Annotated in this window: 21 protein-coding genes; 10 read left to right on the forward strand and 11 right to left on the reverse strand. The window is 68.6% G+C overall.

Annotation, left to right across the window (positions count from 1 at the left end; translation table 11 throughout):
• Positions 1–20: 20 nt before the first annotated feature.
• The 3 genes from ACFHW1_RS19855 to ACFHW1_RS19865 are packed head-to-tail and all read right to left on the reverse strand — an operon-like array spanning position 21 to position 1,194.
• Positions 21–278 carry a hypothetical protein gene (locus ACFHW1_RS19855; RefSeq protein ID WP_416615905.1) on the reverse strand — a complete coding sequence of 86 codons (258 nt, stop codon included), beginning with the start codon at positions 276–278 and terminating at the stop codon, positions 21–23.
• Positions 275–913, reverse strand: a complete 639-nt coding sequence (locus ACFHW1_RS19860) for a hypothetical protein (protein WP_416615906.1) — start codon at positions 911–913, stop codon at positions 275–277. The genes ACFHW1_RS19855 and ACFHW1_RS19860 overlap by 4 nt, the downstream gene beginning before the upstream one ends.
• A 20-nt stretch (positions 914–933) precedes the next feature.
• Entirely contained in the window at positions 934–1,194 is a 261-nt protein-coding gene (locus ACFHW1_RS19865) for a hypothetical protein (RefSeq protein WP_282231370.1), read from the reverse strand.
• 397 nt (positions 1,195–1,591) lie between these two features.
• On the opposite strand from ACFHW1_RS19865, the gene ACFHW1_RS19870 reads away from it, so the two are divergent.
• Positions 1,592–2,206 carry a 3'-5' exonuclease gene (locus tag ACFHW1_RS19870; RefSeq protein WP_416615908.1) on the forward strand — a complete coding sequence of 205 codons (615 nt, stop codon included), beginning with the start codon at positions 1,592–1,594 and terminating at the stop codon, positions 2,204–2,206.
• Between the two features lie 330 nt (positions 2,207–2,536).
• On the opposite strand, the gene ACFHW1_RS19875 is transcribed toward ACFHW1_RS19870, so the two are convergent.
• The 3 genes from ACFHW1_RS19875 to ACFHW1_RS19885 all read right to left on the reverse strand — a co-directional run bounded on the left by ACFHW1_RS19875 (position 2,537) and on the right by ACFHW1_RS19885 (position 5,206).
• Entirely contained in the window at positions 2,537–2,818 is a 282-nt protein-coding gene (locus ACFHW1_RS19875; protein ID WP_416615910.1) for a hypothetical protein, read from the reverse strand.
• Between the two features lie 355 nt (positions 2,819–3,173).
• Positions 3,174–4,463 carry a hypothetical protein gene (locus ACFHW1_RS19880; protein ID WP_416615911.1) on the reverse strand — a complete coding sequence of 430 codons (1,290 nt, stop codon included), beginning with the start codon at positions 4,461–4,463 and terminating at the stop codon, positions 3,174–3,176.
• A complete protein-coding gene (locus ACFHW1_RS19885; RefSeq protein ID WP_416615913.1) occupies positions 4,460–5,206 on the reverse strand; it encodes an ATP-binding cassette domain-containing protein in 747 nt (248 codons plus the stop codon). The genes ACFHW1_RS19880 and ACFHW1_RS19885 overlap by 4 nt, the downstream gene beginning before the upstream one ends.
• A 530-nt stretch (positions 5,207–5,736) precedes the next feature.
• Here ACFHW1_RS19885 and ACFHW1_RS19890 point away from each other — a divergent pair.
• Positions 5,737–7,161 carry a hypothetical protein gene (locus tag ACFHW1_RS19890; RefSeq protein ID WP_416555631.1) on the forward strand — a complete coding sequence of 475 codons (1,425 nt, stop codon included), beginning with the start codon at positions 5,737–5,739 and terminating at the stop codon, positions 7,159–7,161.
• Between the two features lie 210 nt (positions 7,162–7,371).
• Here ACFHW1_RS19890 and ACFHW1_RS19895 read toward each other — a convergent pair whose 3' ends face one another.
• On the reverse strand, positions 7,372–8,007 hold the full coding sequence (locus ACFHW1_RS19895; protein WP_416615915.1) for an NADPH-dependent F420 reductase: 636 nt from the start codon (positions 8,005–8,007) through the stop codon (positions 7,372–7,374).
• A gap of 48 nt (positions 8,008–8,055) precedes the next feature.
• Positions 8,056–8,400, reverse strand: coding sequence for a winged helix-turn-helix transcriptional regulator (locus tag ACFHW1_RS19900; protein WP_416555627.1), 345 nt, complete (start codon positions 8,398–8,400; stop codon positions 8,056–8,058).
• A gap of 205 nt (positions 8,401–8,605) precedes the next feature.
• Between ACFHW1_RS19900 and ACFHW1_RS19905 the strand changes: the two genes are divergently transcribed.
• Positions 8,606–9,733 carry a hypothetical protein gene (locus ACFHW1_RS19905; protein WP_416555625.1) on the forward strand — a complete coding sequence of 376 codons (1,128 nt, stop codon included), beginning with the start codon at positions 8,606–8,608 and terminating at the stop codon, positions 9,731–9,733.
• Between the two features lie 155 nt (positions 9,734–9,888).
• On the opposite strand, the gene ACFHW1_RS19910 is transcribed toward ACFHW1_RS19905, so the two are convergent.
• Together ACFHW1_RS19910 and ACFHW1_RS19915 are read right to left on the reverse strand one after the other, a co-directional pair.
• Positions 9,889–10,446, reverse strand: a complete 558-nt coding sequence (locus ACFHW1_RS19910) for a dihydrofolate reductase family protein (RefSeq protein WP_416555623.1) — start codon at positions 10,444–10,446, stop codon at positions 9,889–9,891.
• Between the two features lie 156 nt (positions 10,447–10,602).
• Complete coding sequence (locus ACFHW1_RS19915; RefSeq protein WP_416555621.1) at positions 10,603–11,412, reverse strand: phosphotransferase family protein; 810 nt, start codon at positions 11,410–11,412, stop codon at positions 10,603–10,605.
• A 424-nt stretch (positions 11,413–11,836) separates the two neighbouring features.
• Here ACFHW1_RS19915 and ACFHW1_RS19920 point away from each other — a divergent pair, with 424 nt between their 5' ends.
• From ACFHW1_RS19920 to ACFHW1_RS19940, 5 genes are all read left to right on the forward strand, one after another.
• Positions 11,837–12,682, forward strand: coding sequence for an MOSC domain-containing protein (locus ACFHW1_RS19920; RefSeq protein WP_416555619.1), 846 nt, complete (start codon positions 11,837–11,839; stop codon positions 12,680–12,682).
• A 517-nt stretch (positions 12,683–13,199) separates the two neighbouring features.
• Complete coding sequence (locus ACFHW1_RS19925) at positions 13,200–14,240, forward strand: trypsin-like serine peptidase (RefSeq protein ID WP_416615917.1); 1,041 nt, start codon at positions 13,200–13,202, stop codon at positions 14,238–14,240.
• A gap of 9 nt (positions 14,241–14,249) precedes the next feature.
• Positions 14,250–14,693: a hypothetical protein gene (locus tag ACFHW1_RS19930; protein ID WP_416589549.1), complete on the forward strand. Its 444-nt coding sequence runs from the start codon at positions 14,250–14,252 to the stop codon at positions 14,691–14,693.
• A gap of 69 nt (positions 14,694–14,762) precedes the next feature.
• Positions 14,763–15,707, forward strand: coding sequence for an RNA polymerase sigma-70 factor (locus tag ACFHW1_RS19935; RefSeq protein WP_416555613.1), 945 nt, complete (start codon positions 14,763–14,765; stop codon positions 15,705–15,707).
• Between the two features lie 99 nt (positions 15,708–15,806).
• A complete protein-coding gene (locus ACFHW1_RS19940) occupies positions 15,807–17,024 on the forward strand; it encodes an NAD(P)/FAD-dependent oxidoreductase (protein ID WP_416589548.1) in 1,218 nt (405 codons plus the stop codon).
• A gap of 21 nt (positions 17,025–17,045) precedes the next feature.
• Here the strand turns inward: ACFHW1_RS19940 and ACFHW1_RS19945 are convergent, their stop codons facing one another.
• Positions 17,046–19,625, reverse strand: coding sequence for a BTAD domain-containing putative transcriptional regulator (locus tag ACFHW1_RS19945; RefSeq protein ID WP_416615919.1), 2,580 nt, complete (start codon positions 19,623–19,625; stop codon positions 17,046–17,048).
• A gap of 134 nt (positions 19,626–19,759) precedes the next feature.
• Here ACFHW1_RS19945 and ACFHW1_RS19950 point away from each other — a divergent pair, with 134 nt between their 5' ends.
• Positions 19,760–20,488 (forward strand): hypothetical protein, encoded by a 729-nt coding sequence (locus tag ACFHW1_RS19950; protein ID WP_416555607.1) that lies wholly within the window; start codon positions 19,760–19,762, stop codon positions 20,486–20,488.
• A gap of 213 nt (positions 20,489–20,701) precedes the next feature.
• Entirely contained in the window at positions 20,702–22,441 is a 1,740-nt protein-coding gene (locus ACFHW1_RS19955; RefSeq protein WP_416555605.1) for an ArnT family glycosyltransferase, read from the forward strand.
• Positions 22,442–22,581 lie beyond the last annotated feature (140 nt).

Consider the following 22,581-nt stretch of genomic DNA (forward strand, 5'->3'; position numbering starts at 1 on the left):
CGAAGTTTTCAACGATCTGGTCAAGAACGCAGTGTCGCCATGATCACTTGATCCCGCCCTGCCATCCCTGCCGCTTGGCCGACAATCAGCCCTGTCGTCACGGCAGTATGCACCGGCATCCCGAGCTTGTTGCTGATGACTCCCGCCACGGTGCCAGCAAGGAGTCCCAAGTTCTGGAGCAGCACTCCGCCGGCCTCTTTCAGGGTTTCGTAGGCCCAGCGTCGAGCGAATGGGCGCTCCGGCTCGTCTTTGCCTTGGAGGCTTTTCCGCCATTTCATGTCGCCGGCAACGGGTCAAGGAATGCGCAGGCTGAGGCCAGTAATACTGGTAGGTGTTGTGCAAGATCCTTGGCGATGCTCTTTCCGGAGTCACCAAGTGGCCTGCCGCCGTCCGCGACGTGTTCGGAATCGTCTGCGTAGTAGACGCACGCCTCCCACAGGTTCGGCAGAAGGTACGAAAATGACCATAAGCCATAGACGTGGTTAGGTAGTGCGACGATCGGCTGATCGCCAACTCCGATGGCGTGTTGGTGGGGGGCTTCGGGGGTGGAGCCGAGGCCCTGGGCGAGGGGGAGCAGCTTGTGGTGGCTGAAGACGGGTTGCAGGTCGCCGTCGGGGTCGAACTCGACGAGCAGGCCGCGGGCGATCAGGTCGTCGACGTAGCGGCCGGCGTGCGGCTCCGGCTTCGGCGCGGTCTCCAGCATGCGTACCAGGGAATCGCGGTTGACGGTGAGCTTCGCGTGCTGGTCCGGGTAGAGGAAGGCGGCGGCCCAGACGGCGGCCTCGGTTTCGGTCAGCTCGACCAGGTCGTCACCGAGGTGCACCTCGTAGCACTCCGGTGTCGGGTCCGGTGGGCGGACGTACCGGTAGCGGGGACCCATGCTCAGCCCGGCGGGCACGATCACAGTCGACATCAGGTGATCCTCCCAGCCGGTCAGAAGCTGGCCGCGTAGCCACGGCTGGACTCGATGGCGCTCTGCGTCAGCGCAGCCGCCTCGGCCAGCTTCTGCTTCGCCTGCTCGACCTTGGCGATCGTCTCGGACACCTGCGAGTGGCTGGACCCGCTGGTGATGCCGCGCAGCGCCGCCGTACTGCGGTCGAGGGCTTCCGCGCTCGCCCGGATCGCGCCGACCTGCTGGCCGACCTCGTCACCGAAGCGGGCGACGCCCGCCTTCACCTCTTCAACCGAACTCACGCCGATATCCTCCCCATCGGACAATCGCAGTAGCTTCGACCGTACCGGATGAAGTAGGTCCTCGTCGGCCTTACTGTCGGCTTCGCGAACGATCCTCGGGGCGATCTTGCCGGATGGACAGCCCGCGTGGCGGTGGAAGGAACTTCTCCGGCTGAACCATGGACCGTGAACATGAACCCTTCGGTGGAACCAGACGCGGAATCCAGCGAGCGACGTAAGGTGCCGGTCTGAGTCAGTGGAAGTGATCCACAGAAAAGTGTTTCGACCGCCTTGGACCTGATCCGCTCGCCGGTCGGCTGAGGTTGTGAATCGCCGTGCGTCGGCTCGGAAACGCCGTCCTCTGCGTATCACGCGGAGATACGCGCTATCGACATGATTTTGATGGAGGTCGTTAGTTATGTTCACTCGTGGTGAACTCACTCGCCGAAGTGGCGCCGACCCGCGTGCCCTGACGTACGCCGTCATCGACCTGGAGACCACCGGGCTGAACCCGAACAGAGGGTCCCGCGTCTGCGAGCTGGCGATCGTGCGGATGCGGGGTGACGGCGTCGGCCTCGACGAGTACTCGACCCTGATCAACCCGGGCATGCGGATCAACAGCGACGAGTACTACGTCAGTCACAACCTCGACCACGAGGAGAAGTTTCTGGTCGCCGAGTTCGGGCGGCTCGGCGTCAACCTCAGTGATGTACCCGGGCTGTGCTCGCTGGTCACCGCCCGTACCCAGATCGACAGTTGGGGCTACAAGCTGGAGTACGTCCACCACCTGGTCACGGGGGAGTGGCTCGACGCGGTGCACTCGGCGCTCGGCGACGCAAGGGCACTTGCCGTGACCCTGACGAAGTTCGTCAACGAGGCACCGCAGCGGCTTTCCTGGATCGGGCCGCAACCGGCACCGATTCCGGTGCTACCCCGCACCGGCATCGTCGCGCCCAGAGCTGCCGGGCTGCGCAAAGGCACCGAAGGATGGCTGGCGACTCATGAAGCGCAGGCCGCCAACGGGGACCGGTAACCTGGGTCGATGCTGATGCGATAGTCGCCTCGACTGGCAGTTGCTGCTGGTCGGGGCCGATGGTTGCGGTGAGCGACTACGGCTCGGCGGCTGAGCTCGGCGGCGACGACGGCACCCCCGCCACCCGGGCACCGAACGGCCCGGTGAGCCCGGGGCGTTGTAGCAGGCCCGGTAGACGTAGGTGCGACAGCCGAGCGCGGTGACGTCGAGGTCGCGGCGGACCACAGAGACCGGTTGCGACTCATCGCCGACGCGTCACGAGCACGGTGCTACAGCCGGTTCGGCCGTCGACACCCGTACATGGCACACGAAACGTGACGCCTTCGGGTATCACCGGGACCGTCGCCACGAGTTCAGCCGCCGCCGCCACGGCGTCGCCGCGTAGGCTCCCAACCCGATGGCGAGTATGGCCGCGCTGAGTAGGAGCGATGCAAGGTCATCTCCTGGGCGTGCGGTGAACTCCCACCAGAAGTACTCGCCCTGCCGGGAGGTGCCCCAGTAGAAGAGGATTACGGCTACCAGCGCCGGCCCTGTCCATGCCAACCGCCAGCCGAGCCACATTCCGGATAGAAGGGCCAGGCCGGTCCAGGCGAGCCAGGACCGTGCGATCATCAGTAGAACGACCGGGCTTGTCGTCAGTGCTGAGATCCCAAGATAGGCAATTGCGCATGTGATCGTGGTGCCGCAGAGATATCCGCGCTGCCAGCGCCGAAAGCGTCTGGTCGCGACCGCTTCTAGCGTGGAGAGGTGGCTATGCAGGCCGAGAACGGGAAGTGTCGCGGCTGCCATGGCCAAGAAACGCCAAATCGGTACGGTGATGCTTCCATCCCGCGTGGCCGTTGGCAGCGCTGTCTCGTAGTCGCCGAAAGTAGCAGCAAGTGCGGCTAGTATCGTCGTAGCGGTAAGGACATGGCTGAGACGTCGAGCGGCGAGGAAAGCGCGTTCAGGTGCTGCGGTCGTGAATTTCTCACGAACTCTTGTCGCAGTATCTTTCATGGATTTCACCTACCTCCCGCCGAGCCCAGTCGAACTGCTGATCCTGTCTGAGATCGTTAGCGATCGCGCGTCCGGCCGCGAATGCCTCCTGCATGTGGTCAGGGGCGTTGGTTTGATAATCGGGCTGTCCGTTTCCTGCTAGGTAGGTTTCCAGCCAGGCGTTCAGAGTGGAGAGGCGGGCCTGGTCTGTGGAGGTCAATGAGTCCCAGATGCAGGCTGCCCCGGAGCGGCCCGGGAAAGTGGCCGTGACGATGGCATTTGCGATGTCGCTTGCATATGACCACGGGCTGCCTTCGAGTATGTAGAAGTGGGGCGAAGCCTCCTCGATTTCGTATATCACTCCGTCGTCGATGCGGACTGTGCGCTCCACCCCGAATTGGATGATGCGTTCCGGTCGCTCAAACTCCGCCGGCAACTGATCGATTCGAGCGCTGATATTAGTAATCGATGATAAATACTTCTTGTGTTCGGGCCAGATGCATATCGTGACCGTTCCGTTGGTGCAGAGGGCGTTCCTCCCTATCGGCTCGCGGTCGATAACCAACGGTCTTGCTACTGCCACGCCGATGACCATAAGAATTGTGGTGAGTAGTGCTGCGGCGACGGGAAGGCGAGTGCGGGAAGGCTTGGTTGGAATCCAGGCCAACCCAACAATGAGTGCTGCTATGGTCAGCATTCGAAATGTGATACCGAGGGGGTCGATCATGGTATTCGAATGCCCGCTTACCACGATGAAGCCGCCCGCTCGATCCAACAGGGCGAGAAGGAACAGGAAACCAACAGAGGCGGTCATGGCTGCGAAGACGGGGGTGAAGAGCTTGCCGATCAGCCAGCCTATCGCTGTGGCAAACAGGGTGACGAAAACGCCAAGAAGGAAGTATCCGGCCCAGACTTGTACGCCAGGTGGAAATGATCGGGCGGTTATTGTAAATGCAACTGCCTGCCCGGTTAAATAGGGGGTTAGCAGGATGATCGTGGTCGATCCAAGTCGGTATGCCTCCAACCTATGGGTGCGAACTGAAGCGGTCGAAATTTGTTCGTCTATCCCGTGCCTGTTCGTTGCGCTCGCTGCCCATGCTGCGGCACCTGCGCCAAGTATGCCGACGAGATAAGCGGGCACCTGTGCTGCGGCGCCGGTCTCCGGCCAGGAGCCAATCCAGAAGTTGCTACGCAGAAACAGCACCGCCAGGTCTAGTGCAATCAGAATGGGCACAGCCACCCGGATCGGTGAGTTGCGAATATGGAGCCACAGGATTCTCATATCCGTTGCTCTCCCTCTGGCAGCAGGTGTATGTATGCGCGTTCAAGCGCGGTATGTCCTGGGAGATCCGCACGGTCCATACGTTCGAGTTCGGCAACTGTGCCATCGAACCTGGCTGCCCCGGCATAGAGCACGACAACTCGGTCGGCCGTTGCGGCAACGTCATCAATCAGGTGAGTGCTCAGTAGCACGATGGTATTGCTAAGTCCGGTGATGATCTTTCTGAAGTGCAACCGTTGGCGTGGGTCGAGTCCGACGGTGGGCTCGTCGAGCAAAACAAGGCGTGGTTGCCCGACGATTGCCCATGCGATGCCGGCCCGCTGTCGCCTCCCACCCGACAGTTTTCGCATCCGGCTCCGCCGCTGGTCGGTCAGGTCAACCTGTGCTAGCGCTTGATCAACATGTCGGCGTAGATCAGTTGTGGAAACACCGCGAAGCCACGCAGCATAGGTCACAAAATCAGTGACGGTCATCTGAGGATCGAAACCAAAGTCCTGAGGCAGGTACCCAATTCGATCACGGACGGTGCGGGCCGTTCGTTCGGAGTCGATCAGGACTTCGTCGATGCGGATGGTTCCCGAGCGCGGTGGCATGATGGTCGCGAGGGTCCGGAGCAAGGTCGTCTTTCCGGCGCCGTTCGGGCCGAGTGGGGCTGTTATGCCCGGACGTAGTGTCAGGTCAAGCCTGTCGATGACGGTCTTCCTGTCATACCCCTGCACCAGTGAATCGAGAACCGTAGTCACAATATGTAGATCCTTAACCACACTGAGGCGGGGAGTGCGAATCAACGCACTCCCCGCCATTGATCTGGTTTGTCAGTGAACGTTGATCGTTCCCCTGACTGCGCTGAAAGTGCAGTCAGCGCCGCTGTGAGTCGTCGTGTTGCCCTGTGTGCGGTAGACGGGAAGTGACACTCCCAAACACCGCTGCTTGCGCGAGCTGTACGCGTAGGCGTGACTTGGGCCGACTCGTGGTTGGGCGCACGACATTCTCTCAGGTCGGGGAGTGCGCGGCCTCGGCAAGCGCTGAGGCCACCTTGGACTTTAGATGTCGGCGGTCTGTCGAGTCAACGTCGAGGGAACTTCGTAGTTGATATGTCGGACACAGGATGGGCGAGTGCGCAGATTTTTGGATGTTCCGCCTGCTCAGGCGTGCCTACCCGCACTTTTTCCGGCAATTGATCGTTGGGCACTGACCACCTCATGAAGCTGACGTAGAGACGCCGACCGGCTGACAGTCGAGAGTGCACCTTGCCGGCGCGGGCCGTACGCGGTTGGATCAGGCTGCCGCCCCAGCTGGCCTGCTCGTCGATGACGACCACGCCAGCGGGCGCGCCTGGTACCGCTTCGACTCCGGCGGCGGCTCACCGTGGGTGGCGCGGGACGCGCCCGGTTCGTACGCGGTGGAGCTGCCCGCCTCGGCCGCCCCGACGCAGACCACGTTCTACCAGATCACCGCCTACACGTCGGCGACTGTGAAGTGCAAGGTGGACTCGTACCTGGCGGGCGGGATCGCCCGGGTACGGTGCCGGGACGCTTCCGGGGCCTTCGTCGACTCCCGGTTCACTATCACCTGGACCGTGCACAACCTGCTGCAGCAGATTGCGCCGACGGCGCTGGCGACGGTCGGCGACACGTACCCGTCGGGTGGGTCGGCGCCGGCGATCACCTGGACCAACGACAGTTCGGTGAGTGGCGACTACGCCGTGACCCGCCGGGCGGCGGTCGCGGACACCTGGGCTGATCGGCAACCTGCGGTGCATCTGCGGTTGTTCGCCGGCCCCGATCCTTCGGTACGTGCTGCGGCGACCCTGCGCCGCCACCCGGGGGTGCCCGCCGAGTGGCGGGAGAGGTGCCTCACCGATCCCGCTACCCGGGTTAACGTCGCGCGCTATGTGCCGCTGACCGCCGCGCAGGCGACCGAGCTGATCGGCAGCGGGGATCTCAAGGTGTGCCGGGCGGTGGCCGCCAACCCCGAGCTGCCTGCCGAGGCGGTCGAGCCGCTGCTGGAGTTGGACGATCCGCAGGTACGGATGGCGGTCGCGTATAGCCGGCACGTCGACGCCGACACGAGAGACCGGCTGTTCGCGCTGGTGGCGGCCGAGGCCGACGCTGGCAGCGTCGCCGCCTACATTGCGTTGAGCTGGAACTTCGACGAACCGGGCTGGCTCCGTGCGGTGCCGCTTGCCGAGCGGCTGGCGTACCTGGACTGCCCGCACGCACCGTTCCGTCGGGTGCTGGCGAGCTGTCGTGACCTGCCGGACGCCGCCTGGGAACAGCTCGACAACGACCCGGACCTGCGGGTACGCCGGTACGCCGCCGGGCGGCCGGACGCCCCCGCCGCAGTCCTTGAACGACTCGTGCGTGCAGGTGGCGCGATGCTCAAGTCTTGGCCGCCAATCGTCGAGCACCCGAACTTTCCCCGCCATCGGCTGCGGACCTTCGCCGACGATCCGGACCCGCAGATCCGGTACGTCTCACTGGAGGATCCTGACCTGCCAGCAGAGGTGCTGGAACGGCTTGCCGTCGACTCTGAGGCATGGATCCGGCGCGGAGCGGCGCGGCACCCTAACGCCACTCCGGCCCTGCTGGAGCGGTTGCTCGCCGACGACGCCCCCGAGGTCGTCGACGAAGCCGCCGCTAACCCCCGGCTTCCCCTCGCGACCATGCACCGCGTCCTCGACGAGTCGGTGTTGTAGTCCGCTGCGTGACATACTCCGCCGGTCTCCGGGACCGCACAGTGTTCAATCACCACAGTAGAAAGTGCGTGACCGCACTCTTGCGCGTCACGCACTTTTGCACGCCTGTGTTGGTGTACCTGGCAGGGCGCAGACTCGGATCGATCAGCGAGTAGCCGCTGGTGGCGCACCGACGAATTGGCGCCACATCACCGATGCGGCTGCCGCGATTCAGCTGTCCGGCGTAGCTGACGGTGTGCGGTCGACGAGGTTGAACACCGTGTACGGGTCGCGTCCGCCGAACAGCAGCGAGATCACGATCGCGGCCACCGCTTCGTGGCGGAGGTCGCCGACCTGCAGCGGCTCACCGCCCAGGTCGGCGATGAGGCGCTGGGCCAGGTCCAATGCCGCGTCGTGGTCGCCGCAGTAGGGCACGACCAGGCGACGGTGGTCGAACATCGGCGGGTCCAGCTGCCAGACGCGTGCTTCGCAGAGGTTGAACGCCTTCACGACGTGCCCGCCGGTCGCTACCTCGATGTCCTGCGCCATCGACCGACCGGGATCGGTGGTCAGCGTGAAGTGTGTGGTCTCGACCGGATTGGTGCAGTCGATGATCGGTCTGCCGCGCAGCGCGCCACCGATCTCGGCCAGAGTCGCCGGCATCCCCTGGTAGAGAACCGCGATCAGCGCCATATCGCCGAACCTGGCCACTTCCTGGCAGCCTCCGGCGCTGCCGCCCCACTTGCGGGCCAACGCCTCGGCCTTGCCCGCCGTGCGACCCGCGACCATCATCTCGTGGCCGGCGGCCGCCCACCGGGTGCCGAGCGCGTCGGCCATCACTCCGGCTCCAAGTACACCAATCTTCATGACGCCGACGGTAGGCCGGCGTGGGGCACCAACTGGTTCCCTGGACGGTCAGGAGCTGTCGCCGCCGGCAAGGTCCTCGGCGTGCTCCTCGGCCCACCGGGCCAGCACCGACACCGGGCCCAGCAGGCTCTGCCCGAGGTCGGTCAGTTGGTACTCCACCCCGGCCGGGGCGGTGGCCAGGACCCGTCGCCGCACGAGGTTGTTGCGTTCCTGCTTGCGCAGCGTCTGGGTGAGCATCTTCTTGCTGATCCCACCGATCCGGTGGTGCAGGTCGCCGTAGCTTTGCGGGCCGCACCCCAATCCGAACACCACGACGACCGACCAGGTGTCCGCCACCAGATCCAGCGTCGTACGGACGGGGCAGTCAGCGAGAAACACGTCGTAGTCACTCATGCCAACCCAACCTCCGCTTCTCGTGCCGTAGCGGTCAGGATCAGGGTCGCAGCTGGATGGACCTTGACGGTGCTCCGACCGACTCTCCCAGCTCGCCTCGACCCGGCCGCAGGCGTACGCCGATCTTCGAGGTCAGGCAAGCGGTCACCGCCTCGGCACGGCGGAGTCTGTGCGTACGGTTGACGGCGGTGGTTAGCGTCGGCGCATGATCAGTGGGCTTCTTCGGCGGATCTCGGCCGTCTTCGGCGCTGCGGCGGTCGGCGCGGCCGCCACCGTCGCGGCGGCTGGGCCGGCTGCGGCGGACGTCACCCCCGCCGTCACCAGCTACGTGTGGGCCAGCAGCCCCAGCGCCGCCAGCTACACGGTGCCGACGTGGACTTCCGGCGGCCACACCTACTACTCGTACGCGAAGAATCCCGGCGGCGGGCCGATCACCGTGACCCGGTCCGGTGCCGGCATCTACCAGGTGCGGTTCGGCGGGCTCGGGCCGCTGGTGACCGGCGGCGGGGGAGTGGTCCACGCCGAGGCGTACGGTGCGGCGGTCCGGTTCTGCACCGTGGGCTCCTGGTATCCGTCCGGTGCCGATCTGCTGGTCAATGTCTACTGCTTCGGGGCCAGCGGTGCCCGGCAGGACGCGTACTTCGTGGCCAACTTCGTCGAGGCCACCGGCTCCACGCTCACTGCGGACGGCGTATCCTACCTCTGGTCGAATAATCCGACCTCGCCGCAGTACACCCCGAGCAGTTGGTACCGCTTCGACGCCGGTGCGGGCACTTCGTGGGTGGCGCGGGACGCGCCCGGCTCGTACGCGGTGAAGCTGCCTGCCTCGGCCGCCCAGACGCAGGACACCTTCTACCAGATCACCGCCTACACGTCGGCGGCCGTCAAGTGTAAGGTGGTTTCCTACCTCGCGGACGGGATCGCCCGGGTACGGTGCCGGGACGCTTCCGGGGCCTTCGTCGACTCCCGGTTCACCATCACCTGGACCGTGCACAACCTGCTGCAGCAGATCGCGCCGACGGCGTTGGCGATGGTCGACGACGCGTACCCGTCGGGTGGGTCGGCACCGGCGATCACCTGGACCAACGACAGCTCGGTGAGCGGCGACTACGCCGTGACCCGGACGGGCACCGGGCGGTACGAGATGCACTTCCCGCAGATCATCGACTACTCCGGGCACGCCGTGGCGTACGCGACCGGCTACCAGGACGCGCACTGCCACGTGCAGTCCTGGTATCCGGTCGGCACCACCGACATGACGGTCGGCGTGACCTGCGTGAACAGCGCCGGCAGCCCGGTCAACACCCCGTTCATGGTCGGCTTCACCTGGTAGCGCAGACCTGGCACGGAGTCACCTACTGCTGGTTCTTCGACTTCGCGCCCCTGCACCCTGCCGTGCGCCGGGGTGTACGCGCGTCCGCTGGAATCCGGCGTCATCCGCTCCGGCGACCCGGTCGAGTTTTGCTGACCGTACCCGTACCCGGTGGTTCAGCGCGCGCGGCGGTAGTGCATGGCCACCGCGCCGTTGCGCAGCGGCTCCGCTGAGAGCAGTTCGAGCTGGCGGGTGTCGGGCAGCCCGCCCTGGTACAGCGTCGGCCCGTGGCCGGCGATCCTGGGATGGACGAGCAGCTGGTACTCGTCGATCAGGTCCAGCCGGTCGAGTTCGGTCGCGAGCATGCCGCTGCCGAGGAGGACCCCGGCCGGGTTCGCGTCCTTGAGCTTCTGCACGCCCTTACGCAGATCGCCGGCGATGTGGTGACTGTTGGTCCACGGGAAGTCGGTGCGGGTCGACGACACCACGTACTTGGGTTTGGCTTCCAACTTGACCGCCCACTCGCGTACGGCCGGCGGTGCCTCCTGGTCACCGCGGGCGACGGCCGGCCAGTAGCTCTCCATCATTTCGTAGGTGACGCGGCCCCACAGCATCGCCCCGGCCTCGTCCATGAGACGGGTGAAGAGGGCATGCGTCTCATCGTCAGCGATTCCCTCCTGGTGGTCGACGCAGCCGTCCAGGGTGACGTTGAGGCTGAAGGTGAGAAGGCCCATGGCCGGCGAGTCTAACGCCGCTACAGTGTCGCGCCCTGCGACTCTGACCTCGGGATGTTTCTGGAGGAGGCTGGGATCATGCTCGTGCGACGGGACGTGCCCCATATCGAGGGCTGCGGACGGTTGCAGTTGATCCGACAGACACCCAGGCGGGCGTCAGGACTTCCGGAGTCGGCGTAGCCACTCGACACCGAGCCGGTGGCCGTCGGGGAACTGGTCGTCGCGATCCCAGCGCCACGTCGTGATCATCGCCAGCACGAGCGTCCGGCAACCTCGGAGCACGTGTTGATCGACGCCCGGGTACAGGTCGCCGACCTCGTCGGGTGCGTGGGCCAGGTCGAACTCGATTGGCCCCCGGCAGCACGTCTCGAAGTCGATGAAGAGCAGGCCGGTCGGGGTCGAGAGCAGGTTGCCCGGGTGCGGTTCGCCGTGCAGGAGTTGTTCGGGCCGGCCGCTGTCGCTGACCGCTCGGCGCAGGCGATCCAAGGTGTCCGCCAGGAAGATCCGGTCCGCGTCGGCCAGCCTCGGGGTCCGGTCGTGGTCCGCCACGATCGTTCGGGCCTCGGAAACCCGGTCGGTGAAGTGCGGGGTGGGCAGGTCGACCCGGCGCATTCCGGCGTGCAGACGTCCGAGCGCGTTGGCGTAGTCCGCAGGTGGGATCGCTTGAGCCACCGGCTCGTAGTAGGTCCACAGCGTGACCACGTAGTCGTCCCAGGCGAAGATCTCGGGCGTTTTCAGCGCGGCCACCGGGCTGCCGACCTCGAACAGTCGCTGAGCGATATCCACTTCACGCTGGGCGCACCGGTGCGCCGCCGGTGCCACCTGTGCCAGCACGTCGCAGGGCTGCAGACGCAGGGTGAGCTTGTTCGAGTTGTGCAGGACGGCGGCGTCGTGGGCGGTCAAGCCGAGCGATGAGGCGATCCACATGGCCGCCTGCGTCGCCCGCTGGGCCGCCTCCGCCTGCATCGGACCACCGTAACTCAGCGTTCTCGGTGCAGCAGCCGCGCGAGCGAGCTGTCACCATGGCGTGGTGGTGCCGGTCGAGGAGAGTGTGCCGTTCCGGTGGGACCTGGTCACGCCGGACCAACTCGGAACTTTGCTCGACGGTGCCGTACCGCCGGACCCATCGGCGTACAGCGACTTCGTCGGCTGCCGCTGTCGTTCCAGCGTCCGGCGGTCACGCGCACCCGACAGGCCCTCGCCGAGGCCGCCGCGCTGGTGGCGTACGGACGCAGTCGGGCCGGCCGGCACGCCGTCGCCCGCGCCATCGGACGTGATCACGCACTCGCGCAGCCCTGGCTGCGTAGCCTCGTCACGAATCTCACGAGGAGCTGACCGACAGCGTCAGATCCTTCGGCTAGGTTTCCTGGGCATGGGCCACGATCGTCAGGTGGGCAGGGTTCGGCAGCTGTCGCGCTACCCGGTCAAGTCGATGCAGGGAGAGGACCTGGACCAGGCGTACGTGGACGAGACGGGCATCGCCGGCGACCGGGCCTTCGCCGTGCTCGACTGTCTCACCGGCAAGGTGGCCAGCGCCAAGAACCCGCGCCTGTGGCGGGACATGCTGACCGTACGGTCCACGTTGCTGCCTTCCGACGCCACCGGTGCCCCGGCGGTCCGGCTGACCATGGCGGACGGTACGACCGAGACCGTGACGGTGACCGGCCACCGCGACCCGGCGCTGTCCACGATGCTGGGCCGGGACGTGCGCCTGCTCGACCGGGCCGCGCCGGGCGCGACCATCGAACGGATGGACCCGGCCCAGGTACGTACGGAGGACGATCTTTCAAGCGCGCAGACCGGCAGCTCCGTGCTGGCTGCCGGCTCCCCACCCGGTACGTTCTTCGACTTCGCGCCCCTGCACCTGATGACGACCGCGACGCTGGCCGGCCTCGCGGCCCACTCGGGTCGGCCGGTCGACGCCGGCCGTTTCCGGCCCAACATCGTTGTCGAGGTGCCCGACCCGGGCGCCGGCTTCGTCGAGAACCTCTGGCCGGGGCGTCGGCTGCGGATCGGCTCCGACGTGGTTGCCGAGGTCGTCGTCGCGACCCCACGGTGTGTGGTTCCGGCGCTGCGGCATGGTGAAGGCGAGCCGGATGTCGCGCTGTTGCAGGTGCTGAGCCGACACAACCGCCTGCGTCTGGCAGGCGTCGGCGTTCTGCCGTGCGCCGGGGTGTACGCGCGCCCGCTGGAGTTCGGCGTCATCCGCTCCGGTGACCCGGTCGAGTTTTGCTGACCGTTCCCGTAGTGACCTGCGTGGACAGCGCCGGCAGCGCGATCAACACCGTTCATGGTCGGCTTCACCTGGTAGGACCAGGGCTACGGGCTCGCTGGTCCAAGATTCGCCAGGTACACCTTGATGATCTATAGGGGACTGTGACTGCTGTCACAAGTATGGGACCGTAAGTTGGCGCCTCACAAGGGTGCCACCTGCGCGTCCACGGCTGGCTCCAACATCATCCGGTAGTGGTCCGGTGGCCCAGGGTTGACGAACCCAAATAGGTCGTTGACTATGGCAATGGCGGTTCAACAAGCAGGGTGTAGGCCACCGGCCGCGCCGAGCCGCTGTTGTCAATGCTGCTGTTCTCGCAGCACCAGCCTCCGTCCTCGCTATTCCAGAAGTCTGGAAATGACGCGTGGATTCGAAAGCAACCGGAATGGTTGCTCGACAAAGAGGAGTTTGCCGCATGGGTGTGCCTGGTAGAACCCGTATTCCCCGGGGTGCTCGGCGCCTCGGTGTCATCGCGCTGGCCGTGGCTGTCGCGCCCGTCCTGTCCGCCACCGGGGCCACTGCGGGTCCGGCCGAGGTGGAGACCAAGCCGACCCGGGTCGCCGGCTCAGATCTGGGCACCAGCAGCTCGCTCGCGCCGGTGCAGCTGCCGGGTGACAAGACCGCCCGCACCTACTCGCCCGCGCAGCTCAAGGCGTTCGAGCGCACCGGCGGAGACCCCGACGTGCTGGCGTACTGGACACCGGAGCGGATGAAGGCGGCCAAGCCGTTGGACGCGCCCGGCGACGCCGTGTGGGTCGAGAACACCGCGCGGGCCATCGCCAGCAAGACGCCCACGGTCGCGACCAAGCCGGTGGCCGCCACCATCGCGACGAAAGAGATCGCCGCCCCGGATCCGGTGACGAACTTCTCGGTCACCAACGGCAAACTGTTCATCGGTGGCTACGAGAGCGGCTCGTGGTGCTCGGCGTCGGCGGTCGCCACCTCGTCCAAGCGGGTGTTGATCACTGCCGGCCACTGTGTCCACAGCGGCCAGGGTGGTAACTGGCTGAGCAACCTCGTCTTCGTGCCGAAGTACAACGCCTTCAACGCCGACCACGACCCGGTCGGTCGGTTCCAGGCGTACCGGTTGCGGACGTTCAACGAATGGATGAACAACAGCAACCTCAACCGGGACGTCGGCTGGGTGACCACGTTCTCCGGTGGCGACTGGAACACGACGGTCGTCGCCACCGTCGGCGGGCACGGCCTCGCCTACAACGGCGGCACCGAGTTCGACGTGTCGATTTTCGGTTACCCGAGCAACCGCGACGGCGGGGACAAGATGTGGGCCTGCTGGGGCACCGCCGTCGACAACAGCATTTTCGACGACCGGTCGAAGATCACCTGCAACTTCGGCGGCGGTTCCTCGGGTGGTCCGTGGATCTGGAACTACAGCAACGCCAACGGCCTCGGCTATGTCCGATCGGTCATGTCCACCGTTGACGGCAGCGGAGTGAACCGGGGGCCGTACTTCGATACGGCGGTCCTCGACGGCACGAACGCCGCCAACGGCGACTGGTAATCTGAGTCGATGCTGACGCGACGACCGCCTCGACTGACAGCCGTACTGCTGGTCGGGGCGGTCGTCGCGCTGAGCGCCTGCGGCCCGGCGGCCGAGCCCGGCGACGACGGCGACGGCGACGGCACCACCGCCACCCAGGCGCCGGACGCCGCAACGAGCCCAGGGGCGCTGCCGGTCCGCGACGACCTGATCGCGCCGCAGGTCGTCGCCTGGCGCACCTGGCGCGCCGTCGACGACCGTACGCTCGAATTCACCGTGACCGCCGGTCCCGTCGACTGCTACGGCGCCGAGCCGCAGGTGCAGGAGAGCGAAACGGCGGTGCGCGTCCAGATCCGGGTGGGCCGGCTGCCTGAAGCGGCCGACCAGGAGTGCCCGGCGATCGCCCTGGAATCGGCCGTCCTGGTACGCCTGGCCGCCCCACTTGGCGACCGCGAGGTCGAGCAGCTGGACTGACACCCGCTCCCGTGCCCCGGGTCGTCGCGCGTGGCGGCCGGGTCGAAGGCCGGGCCTACCATCGGGGCCATGGCACTGACGGGGGACGACGTCGACCGGTTCGAGGCGGCCCGGCCGCGCCTGGCGGCGATCGCCTACCGCCTGCTCGGCTCCGCCAGTGAGGCCGAGGACGCCGTACAGGAGACCTTCCTGCGCTGGCAGGCCGCCGACGTCGACCGGATCGACGTCCCCGAGGCGTGGCTGACCAAGGTCCTCACCAACCTGTGCCTCAACCAGCTGACCTCCGCGCGGGCCCGCCGCGAGACGTACGTCGGTCAGTGGCTGCCGGAGCCGCTGCTCGCCGGCGACCCGCTGCTCGGCCCGGCCGACACCGCCGAGCAGCGCGAATCCGTCTCGTACGCCGTCCTCACCCTGATGGAGCGCCTGACCCCGCAGGAGCGGGCCGTGTACGTCCTGCGGGAGGCGTTCGACTACCCGCACCGCGACATCGCCGGCATCCTCGGCGTCTCCGAGGCCGCCAGCCAGCAGCTCCTGCACCGGGCCCGGCGGCACCTTGCCGACGGCCGGGCCCGCACCGAGGTCGACCGGGTCGCCGCCCGGCGGGTCGTCGAAGAGTTCCTGGCCGCCGCCACCAGCGGTCGGATCGAGCCACTGGTACGCCTGCTCACCGGCGACGCCGTCTCGATCGGCGACGGCGGCGGACACGTCCCGGCCCGCGCTGTGCCGGTTGTCGGAGCCGTCGCGGTCGCGAAGTTCCTGCGCGGCCTGTTCACCCCGGGTGCGGCAAAACGCGCCCTGCTCGGCGGTTCACCTGAGGTGTACGCCTGGACTGCCAACGGTGACCCGGCGGTCGTGGTCGTCATCGACGGCCGGGTCATCGGCGTCATGTGCCTGCAGGTCACCGCCGACGGTGTGGCCGTGGTCCACAGCCAGGTCAACCCCGACAAGCTGCACCGGGCCACCGCGTCCTGGACCGCCGCCGATCACGGGGAACCGCTGTTCACCGCCTTCTGACCACCGTGTGAGGTGCTTCACGCCGCTGTCGCGTCAGCAACCGCGGGGCTGCCCGGTTCAGGTGGTGTCACACCCCGTGCAGACAGACAGGAGCAGGACATGCGGCACCGCATCGTCGTCCTCGGCGCCGGATACGCCGGCGCCATCGCCGCCGGCCGCCTCGCCCGGCGGCTCGACCCCGCAGACGTCGCCATCACCGTTGTCAACGCCGAGACTGACTTCGTCGAACGCGTCCGGATGCACCAGCTGGCGACCGGCCAGGACCTCAAGCCCCGACCGCTGCGGGAGATGTTCGCCGGCACCGGCGTCGAGCTGCGGATCGCGAAGGTCACCGGTGTCGACGTCGACACCAGGACGGTCACGGTCGCCGCCGGCGGCAGCACCGGTGGCACCGACGAGATCGGCTACGACACCCTTGTCTACGCCCTCGGTAGCGGCTGGAACCCCGGCGACGTCCCCGGCGTCGCCGAGCACGCCGCCGAGATCGCCAGCCGGCCCGGCGCGCTGCGGCTGCGGGACCGGCTGGCGCGGCTTGCCGCCGGTCAGTCGGTCGTCGTGGTCGGCGGTGGCCTGACCGGGCTGGAGGCCGCGACCGAGATCGCCGAGGCCCGCCCGGATCTCGATGTCGCCCTCGCCGTGCGCGGCGGCCTCGGCGACACCCTGTCGCCGAAGGGCCGCGCGCATCTGCGCAAGGTCCTCGCCGGGCTCAACATCACCGTGTACGAGCACACCGCCGTCACCGGCGTCGCCGCCGACCGGGTCACCACCACCACCGACGGCACCATCGCGGCCGCCGTCACCGTCTGGACCGCCGGCTTCGCCGTCCACCCGATCACCCGTACGACCGGATTGCAGCTTGCCGACAGCGGCCAGATCGTCGTCGATGGCACCATGCGCTCGGTGTCGCATCCGGACGTGTACGCCGTCGGCGACGCGGCCTGGGCGACCGGATCCGGCGGCAAGCCGCTGCGGATGTCGTGCGCCTCGGGCACCCCGATGGCGTGGCAGGCCGCCGACTCGATCGCAGCCCGGATGACCGGCGGGAAACTGCCGAACGCGCCCCTGCGCTACTTCAACCAGTGCATCTCGCTGGGCCGCCGGGAGGGCCTGATCCAGTACGTCACCGCCGACGACCGCGCCAGGCCGGCGGTGCTGACCGGACGCCTCGCCGCCGGCTACAAGGAGCTGGTCTGCAGGGGCGCCGCGTGGGGCGTCGCCAACCCGACGCTCGGGCTGCCGACCCGTCGCCGCCCCACCACCCACCGCGCCACCCACCCCGGTGCCGCCGCCGGCTCCGTGGTCGACACCTCGGCGTGACGCCACACGCCCCCGGGACGCTCACCGGGTAGCGGTGCTGTCCGGCCGCCCGGCGTAGTGAGTCGGCGCGGCCGGGCGGGCCAGGCGGGCGCGCACGGCGGCGGCGTCCGGATGACCGGCCTGCTCCATCAGCACCAGCGCCGCCGTCCAGCTTTCCCGGGCCGGGTCGACCTCGCCGCAGGCGTACCGGACGTCGCCGAGGTCGACCAGGGTCTCCGCCTCACCGCCCCGGTCACCGATCGCGCGGAACAGCCGCAACGCCCGCTCGTGGCAGTCGACCGCCGGGCGATGCGCACCCGCCGCCGCCTCGGCGCAACCGGCGGTACGCCAGTTGGTCGCCGCCCCGTGCCGGTTGCCGAGCTCGGTGTTGATCGCGAGCGCCTGCCGGCACAGCTCGCGGGCCTGGTCGGGCTCGCCGAGCCGGATCCAGGTCCAAGCGATGTTGTTCATCGCCCGCGCCTGACCGGTCAGGTGCCCGGCCTGCCGGTACAGCTCCAGCGAGCGCAGGTCATACTCGAGGGCCTGCGCGTCGTGGCCCTGCCGCTCCCGCAGCCGAGCGAAGTTGACGTTGGTCTGTGCCTGGTTCGCCCGGTCCCCGACGGCCATGAACCCGGCCAGCGCCTGCGCCAGATGCTGGGCCGCCTCGTCGGTGCGGTTCAGCTGGGTCAACGCCCGACCCAGGTTGCGGTGCAGGTGCGCCTGCGCAGCCGGGTCGCCCAGCCGCACCGCCGACGGCAAGGCGGCACCCTGCACGGTCAACTGGTCGTGCCAGAGTGCCCGCAGGTTGACGTAGCTGGTCAGGCTCCAGGCCAGCTCCCAGGCGTGCCGGTCCCAGCCGTCGCGGGCCGCCAAGTCGACCGCGCCGACCAGCACCCGGTGTTCGGCCACCAACCAGCGCATCGCCGCGGCGCCGTCGGCCAGCGCCGGCACCACCACCCCGTCAGCCGGGCAGTCCAGCAGGATCGGGTCCCGGTGCGGGTACAGCAACCGGTCGGCGGCGTACGCGGTGTGCAGCAGGTGGTCGAGCAGCCGCCCGGTCGCGGCCCGCCGCCGCGCCGCCGGTTCCCGCGCATCGGCCAGCTCGGCGGCGTACGCCCGCAGCAGGTCGTGCAGCACGTACCGGCCGGGGGAGTGCTCGGTGACCAGGCTGGCGCGGGTCAGCTCGGCCAGCAGCCGCCGGGCGGCGGGCACCGGGACACCGGCCAGGCTCGCCACCGCCGGCACCGTCAGCTCCGGTCCGGGATGCAGCCCGGTCAGCTGGCCCCGGCTGGTCACCACGGTGACGCAGCCCGGCGCGCCGGGCAGCAGCGGGCGGACCTGTTCGGCGTCGCGCGCGTTGTCCAGCACGATCAGCATCCGCCGGCCGGCGACCAGGCTGCGGTAGCGGGCGGCCTGCGCGGCCAGCCCGATCGGCATCCGCTGCGGTGCGACACCGAGCGCGGCCAGGAATCCGCGTACCACCTCGGCTGGGTCCAGCGCCGCGCCGGCCGGGTCGAAGCCGTGCAGGTTCGCGTACAGCTGTCCATCGGGGAACCGGGCGGCGGCCCGGTGCGCCCAGTGCAGCACCAGGCTGCTCTTGCCGACCCCGGCGGTGCCGGCGACCACCGCCAGCGGCGTCCGATCCTGGTCGTCGATCGGCAGCGCGTCCAGCTCGGCGAGGGCGGCGACCCGGCCGGTGAAGCAGGCCGGGGCGGCCGGCAGCTGGCACGGCACGTCGGCCGCCGGCTCCTTCGCCGCCGCCGGCTCTCTTACCGCCCCCTGCCCCGGCGCGGCGCGTGGGGCCGGAGGCAGGGCCGCCGGGGGTGCGGTCGCCGTCCCCAGCGCCGGGTCCGCGGTCAGGATCCGGTGGTACGTCTGCCGCAGCGCCGCCGCCGGGTCGGTGCCCAATTCATCGGCGAGCCGGGTACGGACCACCTGGTAGTGCCGCAACGCCTCGGCCTGCCGGCCCGCCCCGTACAGCGCCCGCATCAACTGACCGGCGATCCGCTCGTCGAGGGGATGCTCGGCGGCCAGCGCGGTCAGCTCGCCGAGCAGGTCGGCGTGCCGACCTGCCGCCAACCGCAGGTCGATCAGGTCCAGCTGGGCGGCGAGCCGGTCGGCGGCCAGCGCGGTGCGTACCGTGTCGAGCCAGGCCGACTCCAGGGTGCCGAACGGGGTACCGCGCCACAGCGACAACGCCCGGGCCAGCAACGCCGCCGGATCGTCGACGGTAACCGACGTCCCGCCGGTCCGCGCGGCGCTCGTGCCGGCCCTGGCCCGTCTGACCAGCTGGCCGAACAGGTGCAGGTCGACCAGGGCCGGATCGACCCGCAGCAGGTAGCCGCCGGACCGGCGGACGATACGTACCGGTTCGGCCGGGGCCAGCACCTGCCGCAGCCGGGACAGGTAGCCGGCGAGCGCGTTGCGGGCCCGCTGCGGTTGCCGGTGCCCCCAGACCCGGTCCAGCAGCCGGTCGGTGGGGACCAGCCGGTTCGCGTCGACCAGCAGCGCGGTCAGGACGCAGCGTTGCCGGGCGTGCCCCAGGTCGATGTCCCGGCCGCCGACCCGCACCGTCACCTCACCGAGGACCCGCAGCTCGACGTCGGTCTGTGCAGTGTCCACCTCTGCAGGATGCTCCGTGTTTCGTGGCTGAGCAGCCTATTTAACGACTACCGAAACAGTTCCGAAGGTCCATCGGTCACCGTCTGGATCGACGGCACACGCCAGTCATCTCAATCAATCCGAAAAGAGGAGCGATGAACACGAAACACCGTCGCACCGGTCTGCGCGTGGCGGCGCTGCTCGCCACCCTGACCGTCGGTGCGGCCGCCCAAGTCGTCGCGACCGCGCCAGCCGCTGCGGTCAGCGGCCTGTTCCGGACCACCCACCTGGCCACCGCGACGGACTCACAGTCACCGAAGTTCCGGGCCGCCGAATGCCCGGACGACACCCGGGTGATCGGTGGCGGGGCCCGGGTGAGCGGGCCGGCCGCCGGATCGATCCGACTCAGCGCCCTGCAGCCGGTCAGCGGCCCCGGCCAGACCGACCGGTACGAGGTCTGGGCGGACGAACCGCCGGGCGGCGTCAGCGGCAACTGGGCACTGGAGGGGTACGCCATCTGCGCACCGGTGGACTCGGTGCCCGGCTACACCATCGTCCCCGGCAACTCCACCTACTCCTCGTCGCCGACCCGCAGCACCGCCGCGGGCTGCTCGGGCAACTGGCGGGTCACCGCGTACGCCATCTGCGCGAGCCCGGTGGGAGCGGCGGCCGAAGGGTCGGTGCAGACCGGGGTCGCCTCGGCGAACCACACCTGCTCGTCCAGCACCGAGGACGTGCATTCGGTCGGCGCGGCCACCGGACCCGGTGCCTCCGGGCAGACGTTCCTGAGCTCGCTCTACCCGAACGCCGGTCTCAGCACCGTCAACCTCACCCTGACCGGTGTGCCGACCGATGGTCTGGCGATTCAGGCGATCTGCGCCTGACCCGACGGCCACGGTGACCCCGGGCCGGCGGAGCCGACCAATCTCACCGGACGAACCGAACCGATGGGCCGCAGGAGGCATCCGCCGCCTGCGGCCCACCAGGGATCCCTCGTATTTTCCTCAGCGCCACCTCAGACGTCATTGGGAATCTACGGAGGTATCACCCAAGCGAAGTGACGGTCGCGGTCGAGCGACGGAGTAGGCTGCCGGCCCGTGAGCCTCTTGCGCAAGTCGGGAGTCCTCGACCGGGATGTCCCCGTCACCTCGGATGACCATCCGAGCACGGTGACGGAGAAACCGGATCGGCCCGGCTGGCTGCGACGGCACCGACGTTGGTGGTATCCGCTGGTCGTGGCGCTGCTGCTGGGGCAGATGGCGGTCGCGATGGTCACCACCGCGGTGGCGCAGGCGCCGACCATCGACGAGCCGGTATACGTGGGTGCGGCGGCGCTCTACCTGCAGGGCGGCGGTCTGCAGGTCAACCCGGAACATCCGCCGCTGGGCAAACTTGTCATCGGGGCCAGCCTGGCGTTCGCCGACCCGTACATCGAGCCGTCCTTCCAGGGCAACCAGACGGACCTCGGGCGGCACGTGCTGTACGAAGCGGGCAACGACGCCGACCGGCTGCTGCTACTGGCCCGGCTGCCGATGATCGGGCTGACCCTCGCGTTCGGGCTGGTGGTCCTCGCGTTCGCCCGCGACATCACCGGCCGGGCCGGTGCCCTGATCGCCCTGGCGGTGTACGCGTTCACGCCCGACGTGATCGCGCACGGCTCGCTGGCCACCCTCGACGTACCCACCGCCGGGTTCCTGCTGACCTCGGCCTGGCTGCTGTGGCGGGCCCGGCGCCGACCGTGGCTCTACCTGCCGTTGGCCGGCCTGGCGCTCGGCGCGGCGCTGGCCACCAAGATGAGCGCGTTGGCGGCGGTGCCGGTGCTGCTGGCGCTGGCCGCCTGGTCGGTCCGGCACGCCCGGCCGGTCTGGCCGCCCCGTCCGTCCTCGCCCCGGACCCGGCGGTTCGTCGTCGCCGGCGCGGCCGCGACCGCGATCGGACTCCTCGCGTTGCTGACCGTGTGGGTGAGCTACCTCGTCGTCGACCCGCGGCTGCAGACGGTGCCACCTGGCTCGGTGCCGACGATCGGCGGGCTGCGCGGAACAGTGGTCGACTGGCTGCCGTTTCCGGAGTCGTTCCGCGACGGCATGCGGATCCAGTTCGGCTTCGAGGACTGGAAATGGGGCGGGTACCTGTTCGGTGAGACGTACTCCGGCCACCGGTGGTACTACCTGCCGGCCGCGCTGCTGGTGAAGACGCCGCTCGGAGCACTGGCGCTGTGGCTGGTCGGCGCGGCCGCGATGCTCTCGGTGCCCCGGCTGCGCCCGGCCGCCGGCTACCTGCTGGCACCAGCGGCCGTACTGCTGGCCGTCGCGATGACCGGCTCCCGCGACCTCGGCGTCCGATACGCGATCGTCGTCCCGGTCTTCCTGGCCGTGGCAGCGGCGGCCGTGACCGCCGTGCGGTGGCCGGCCGCCGCCGCTCGGTACGCCCGGCCGGCCGCGGTGGCGCTGGTCGCGCTGGTCGCGGTCAGCTCGGCCCGCGCGTTCCCGTTCTACCTGCCGTACGCCAACGAGGCGTTCGGTGGCCCGGCCCGCACCTACCACCACCTGCACGACTCGAACGTGGACTGGGGGCAGGACCTGGCGCGGCTGGCCGACCGGCTGCGGCAGCGGTACCCGGACGAGCGGGTGTGGCTGGCCTACAAGGGTGCCGGCGTGCCAGAGTACTACGGCATCACCGCCACTGATCCGCGCGAGGTGCCGCCCGAGGAGGTACACGGTCTGCTGGTGGTGTCAAACACCTGGGTGGCGACCACCGGCGGTGAGTTGCGTGAGCTGATCGACAGCAGCGAGCCGATCGACCAGGTCGGTCACTCAATCACCATCTTCCGCCGCTGACCCGGCGACCACCTGTCCCGATTCCACATCACCGATTGGCGAACGTCACTGCATCTGGCGCTGATCGTCCGTACGGCCTCGGAACCAGCGCCGAACGGCGGAGGTGTGGCGCCGGTGTTCTTTCCTCTATGTTCGATCGG

Source organism: Micromonospora sp. LOL_014, from assembly GCF_048060245.1.
Taxonomy (GTDB): Bacteria; Actinomycetota; Actinomycetes; order Mycobacteriales; family Micromonosporaceae; genus Micromonospora_E.

What these genes read in the sequence shown, in the direction of transcription:
- ACFHW1_RS19860 (WP_416615906.1), bottom strand. Translation starts at nt 913, where the DNA reads ATGTCGACTGTGATCGTGCCCGCCGGGCTGAGCATGGGTCCCCGCTAC.
- ACFHW1_RS19905 (WP_416555625.1), top strand. Translation starts at nt 8,606, where the DNA reads ATGATCAGTGGGCTTCTTCGGCGGATCTCGGCCGTCTTCGGCGCTGCG.
- ACFHW1_RS19950 (WP_416555607.1), top strand. Translation starts at nt 19,760, where the DNA reads ATGAACACGAAACACCGTCGCACCGGTCTGCGCGTGGCGGCGCTGCTC.
- ACFHW1_RS19880 (WP_416615911.1), bottom strand. Translation starts at nt 4,463, where the DNA reads ATGAGAATCCTGTGGCTCCATATTCGCAACTCACCGATCCGGGTGGCT.
- ACFHW1_RS19875 (WP_416615910.1), bottom strand. Translation starts at nt 2,818, where the DNA reads ATGATCGCACGGTCCTGGCTCGCCTGGACCGGCCTGGCCCTTCTATCC.
- ACFHW1_RS19900 (WP_416555627.1), bottom strand. Translation starts at nt 8,400, where the DNA reads ATGAGTGACTACGACGTGTTTCTCGCTGACTGCCCCGTCCGTACGACG.
- ACFHW1_RS19910 (WP_416555623.1), bottom strand. Translation starts at nt 10,446, where the DNA reads ATGGGCCTTCTCACCTTCAGCCTCAACGTCACCCTGGACGGCTGCGTC.
- ACFHW1_RS19870 (WP_416615908.1), top strand. Translation starts at nt 1,592, where the DNA reads ATGTTCACTCGTGGTGAACTCACTCGCCGAAGTGGCGCCGACCCGCGT.
- ACFHW1_RS19895 (WP_416615915.1), bottom strand. Translation starts at nt 8,007, where the DNA reads ATGAAGATTGGTGTACTTGGAGCCGGAGTGATGGCCGACGCGCTCGGC.
- ACFHW1_RS19915 (WP_416555621.1), bottom strand. Translation starts at nt 11,412, where the DNA reads ATGCAGGCGGAGGCGGCCCAGCGGGCGACGCAGGCGGCCATGTGGATC.
- ACFHW1_RS19940 (WP_416589548.1), top strand. Translation starts at nt 15,807, where the DNA reads ATGCGGCACCGCATCGTCGTCCTCGGCGCCGGATACGCCGGCGCCATC.
- ACFHW1_RS19930 (WP_416589549.1), top strand. Translation starts at nt 14,250, where the DNA reads ATGCTGACGCGACGACCGCCTCGACTGACAGCCGTACTGCTGGTCGGG.
- ACFHW1_RS19935 (WP_416555613.1), top strand. Translation starts at nt 14,763, where the DNA reads ATGGCACTGACGGGGGACGACGTCGACCGGTTCGAGGCGGCCCGGCCG.
- ACFHW1_RS19855 (WP_416615905.1), bottom strand. Translation starts at nt 278, where the DNA reads ATGAAATGGCGGAAAAGCCTCCAAGGCAAAGACGAGCCGGAGCGCCCA.